The following is a 3,488-nucleotide window of genomic DNA, read 5'->3' as shown; positions in this document are numbered from 1 at the left end:
GGCTTCGTAGGTGGCCTGAAGAATGTTGATTTCATCAATTCTTGCCGGGCTTGACATCCCCACGCCAACTGCAAGGGCTTTCTCCATAATCTCATCAAATAATTCCTCGCGTCGCTTTTCACTCAGCTGCTTAGAATCGTTGAGATACATAATTCTGCAGTCCTGGGGCAGGATAACGGCACCGGCAACTACGGGACCGGCAAGAGGTCCTCTTCCGGCCTCATCAATGCCGCAGGCATATCCAATGTATTCGTATTCCTTTTCATATGCCATCATTTTTTCAAGACGCTGCTTTTCTGCTTCCAGGGCATCCATTTTTTTCTGATAGCGCTTAATAAGGCTGGCAACACCGGTACGGGTATCGGGAGCATGAACCTTCATTAAATACAGCAGCTGCTCATTGGAGCCGGCATGCTCAAATTCCTCTTTTATCTCTGATATTTTTTTATTCATAAATACCTCTGTTCTCTATTGATGCTTCAAAAAACCGAATTTACTAAAAGGCCAGATTCTAAGCCATGCCCTGCCAATAATATCTTTTCTGTGGATCAGCCCTACATTGGGATCACGGCTGTCAGAGCTGTTATTACGGTTATCACCCATTACAAAATACTCATCGTCACCCAGCGTGATGGGTTCTGCAGCGGTGCCCGGATCATCGATGGTCTCTCTGCCATAATTTTCATTCAGGTCTTCTCCATTGATGTAAACTTTTCCGTCTATAACCTGAACGGTATCTCCCGGCAGTCCGATAATTCGTTTGATATAGTAGGTATGGTCTGCGTGCTGATAAGGAAATACAATAATATCGAATCTCTCAGGATCTTTGAAACGGTATGTAATCTTATCGGTAATCAGATTGTCCCGGTTTTCCAGTGTGGGATACATAGAAGATCCGTCTACCTGTGTACGCTGTCCTACAAAATGAACAATTAAAAATGTTACTACTAATACAATGGCTATATACAGTAACATACTTAAAAGTTCCCTTAACATGCTTCTCTCCTTGTTTTCCTCAGTATTCTTCTGACTCATGCTGTCCACCGCTTCCTTTACTTAGTTAGTATATATTAAATGAAGCCGGCGATGGCAGACTTCTACACCTGCTCATTTCCGGCTTATTCCAAACATTATGATTTTATTGGTGCTTCAGAACACCAAATTTGCTGAAAGGCCAGATTCTTACCCATGCGCGTCCGATAATATCGGCACGCTTTATATTGCCTACACTGGGATCCCTGCTGTCTTTACTCTCGTTGCGGTTGTCTCCCATTACGAAATACTCATCATCACCCAGAACAATTGGATTTTCTGCTATACCGCTGTCCTGCGTTGCTTCTTTACCGTATGTTTCTTCCAGTACTTCACCATTGATATAAATGCTGCCGTTATCAAGCTGTACGGTTTCACCGGGAAGACCGATGATCCTTTTGATATAATAGGTTTCCTCCTCGTAATAATAAGGAAATACGACAATATCAAAACGAGACGGATCCCGAAAACGGTAACTTAATTTATCAACGATCAGATTATCCTTATCTTCCAGTGCCGGAATCATGGATGGACCACTGACCTGTGTGCGTTGTCCAATAAAATGTATCACTACAAATGCCAGCACAAGAACAATCACTATGTACATCAACATACTTAAAAGTTCACGCACTACGCTCCTGGACGGCTCTTCACCGCCCGGTTCTATATTTTCCCCTTTTGACATTCCGTCACCACTTTCTTTATACTCTTGTCCCCTTAATCTTAAACGTTTCTTTCCGGAAATTCAATAGTGATTTTCCCCAATCTTCCACTTCTGAAATCCTCTACCACTGTGGAAGCTGCTTTTGCATAATCTAAATCATTTCCCTTTAAACGGCATCCTCTGTTTACCGCAATCTGTTCCAATACCTCTACATCAGTACCGGACTCGTCGCAGTCATATCTCTCTGCGAGCACTCCCTTATAGTGCTCTTTCAAAAAGCTTATGAGCTGAATGCCTAATTCGTCAACATTTAAAATTTCATCTTTAATTGAGCCCACCATTGCCAGATGAAGCCCTACTGTCTGATCCTCAAACTTGGGCCACAGAATTCCGGGAGTATCCAGAAGTTCTACATTTTTATTCAGACGGATCCATTGTTTTCCTTTTGTAACACCAGGTTTATTACCTGTCTTGGTGCATGCTTTTCCGGCAAAGGTATTAATGAAAGTAGATTTTCCCACATTGGGAATCCCTACTACCATCGCTCTTACCGGACGGTTTTTAATGCCTCTTTTCCGGTCCCGTTCAATCTTTTCCTGGCATGCTTCCTGAATGACGCCATTGATGGCTTTGATTCCGGTCCCGTTCTTTGAATTGACTTTGACGACAAAAAAACCCTTCTCTTTAAAATATGCCGACCACAATTCGTTCTGCTTCTCATTTGCCAGATCTGCTTTATTTAAAAGAATCAGCCTGGCTTTGTTCTTTCCAAGTTCATCGATATCCGGATTCCTGCTGCTTAGCGGAATCCTTGCATCTACAAGCTCGATAACCAGATCAATTAATTTAATATCTTCCTGCATCATACGTCTGGCTTTCGTCATATGACCCGGATACCATTGATAATTCATAAATTTCTGCCCTTTCTACTTCACGAAACCAAATTCACTGGCTGGTGAGACACGAAGCCAGACTTTGCCTTCGATATCGTCAATATTGACGTTGCCAATATCTGCGTAGCGGCTGTCTTCACTGTTGTTACGGTTATCTCCCAAAACAAAATATTCAGAAGAACCCAAAACGATGGGCTGGTCAGCCAGACCGGCATTACTGATCGATGGATAATCCGCATCTTCCAGATATACCTTGTCATTAATATAAATCATGCCTTCTTTAATCTGGATTGTTTCTCCAGGAAGTCCGATTACGCGTTTGATATAAGCGTGGCTGGTCTTACTGCCGTTTGGCTTAAATGATATAATGTCATTTCTGGAAGGCCCACCCAGTTTATACGCTAGGGTATTAATCAGGACTTTGTCTCCCCCGGACAGGGTCGTGTCCATAGACTGACCGATGTTTGTCCGTACTTGTCCAAAGAAAAATACCAGAATATATGCAAATAAAATAACTACAATGATTTCGAATGTCCATCCTAAGATAGATTTTAACTTATTCGTTTCTTTCTTTTCCCCTTGGCGATCCCCTCTGCTCCTTGCACGTTCTTTTCGCATAATGCACCTCACAATTGCCTCTAGTACAGCATGGCACAAATTTCACAGTTATTTACGCACTGCTGTACTGGTAGAAAATAGGGACAATTACCTAAGTATTTGTCCCTGGTTCATTTCATTATTTTACTAATTCTTTTACCTTGGCTCTCTTACCAACACGGTTTCTTAAGTAATTCAGTTTTGCACGTCTTACTTTACCTCTTCTGATTACTTCTACTCTTTCCACGCTTGGGGAATGCAGCGGCCAGGTTTTTTCCACACCAATTCCGTTAGAATTTTTT

General features: G+C 42.2%; 6 protein-coding genes. All 6 read right to left on the bottom strand.

Annotation, left to right across the window (positions count from 1 at the left end; all coding sequences use genetic code 11):
* On the bottom strand, positions 1-453 hold a 453-nt coding region (locus tag ACH2DQ_RS09245), incomplete at its 3' end, for a ribonuclease HII (protein ID WP_395026491.1).
* Positions 454-468: 15 nt separating this feature from the next.
* Positions 469-1,035 carry a signal peptidase I gene (gene lepB / locus ACH2DQ_RS09240; protein ID WP_394911323.1) on the bottom strand — a complete coding sequence of 189 codons (567 nt, stop codon included), beginning with the start codon at positions 1,033-1,035 and terminating at the stop codon, positions 469-471.
* A 103-nt stretch (positions 1,036-1,138) separates the two neighbouring features.
* Entirely contained in the window at positions 1,139-1,717 is a 579-nt protein-coding gene (gene lepB, locus ACH2DQ_RS09235) for a signal peptidase I (protein ID WP_394911324.1), read from the bottom strand.
* Between the two features lie 38 nt (positions 1,718-1,755).
* Entirely contained in the window at positions 1,756-2,607 is an 852-nt protein-coding gene (ylqF, locus tag ACH2DQ_RS09230; protein WP_394911325.1) for a ribosome biogenesis GTPase YlqF, read from the bottom strand.
* Positions 2,608-2,622: 15 nt separating this feature from the next.
* A complete protein-coding gene (lepB, locus tag ACH2DQ_RS09225; protein WP_394911326.1) occupies positions 2,623-3,207 on the bottom strand; it encodes a signal peptidase I in 585 nt (194 codons plus the stop codon).
* Positions 3,208-3,325: 118 nt separating this feature from the next.
* Positions 3,326-3,488 (bottom strand): 50S ribosomal protein L19 (locus tag ACH2DQ_RS09220; RefSeq protein ID WP_395026493.1); only part of this gene is annotated, 163 nt, incomplete at its 5' end.

The organism is Robinsoniella sp. (assembly GCF_034124845.1).
The sequence above is the reverse complement of the archived record's forward strand: the minus strand, read 5'-3'. Positions and strand labels throughout refer to the sequence as shown.

What these genes read in the sequence shown, in the direction of transcription:
- lepB (WP_394911324.1), bottom strand. Translation starts at nt 1,717, where the DNA reads ATGTCAAAAGGGGAAAATATAGAACCGGGCGGTGAAGAGCCGTCCAGG.
- lepB (WP_394911326.1), bottom strand. Translation starts at nt 3,207, where the DNA reads ATGCGAAAAGAACGTGCAAGGAGCAGAGGGGATCGCCAAGGGGAAAAG.
- ylqF (WP_394911325.1), bottom strand. Translation starts at nt 2,607, where the DNA reads ATGAATTATCAATGGTATCCGGGTCATATGACGAAAGCCAGACGTATG.
- lepB (WP_394911323.1), bottom strand. Translation starts at nt 1,035, where the DNA reads ATGAGTCAGAAGAATACTGAGGAAAACAAGGAGAGAAGCATGTTAAGG.